Annotated in this window: 1 protein-coding gene; it reads left to right on the top strand. The window is 54.8% G+C overall.

Translation table 11 applies throughout. From position 1 onward, the window contains the following. A partial coding sequence (locus D3227_RS40805) for an L-serine ammonia-lyase, iron-sulfur-dependent, subunit alpha (protein WP_208646648.1) occupies nt 1-230 on the top strand: 230 nt, incomplete at its 5' end. Nucleotides 231-407 lie beyond the last annotated feature (177 nt).

Here is a 407-nt window from a genome sequence, read left to right as displayed (position 1 = left end):
CGTGTGACCCGGTCGCCGGACAGGTCCAGGTGCCATGCATCGAGCGTAACGCCATTGCGGCAGTAAAAGCGGTGAACGCCGCACGTATGGCGCTACGCCGTACCAGCGAGCCGCGCGTCTGCCTCGATAAAGTTATCGAAACCATGTACGAAACAGGTAAAGATATGAACGCCAAGTACCGCGAAACCTCTCGCGGCGGCCTGGCAATGAAGATCGTTGCCTGCGATTAATCGCTCTCCAGAGGCCTCGTTTTGCGAGGCCTCTTCCCGATTTCTCATCCAGCCGTAGCCTGTTCCGGCATCGAATGTTACCCTTATCGCCTGATCTTTAAGGGGGTTATCGTGGCTGTTCATTTGCTTATTGTCGATGCACTGAATCTTATTCGTCGCATTCATGCCGTTCAGGGA

The organism is Mesorhizobium waimense, from assembly GCF_003601975.1.
Taxonomy (GTDB): domain Bacteria; phylum Pseudomonadota; class Alphaproteobacteria; order Rhizobiales; family Rhizobiaceae; genus Mesorhizobium; species Mesorhizobium waimense.
The sequence above is the reverse complement of the archived record's forward strand: the minus strand, read 5'-3'. Positions and strand labels throughout refer to the sequence as shown.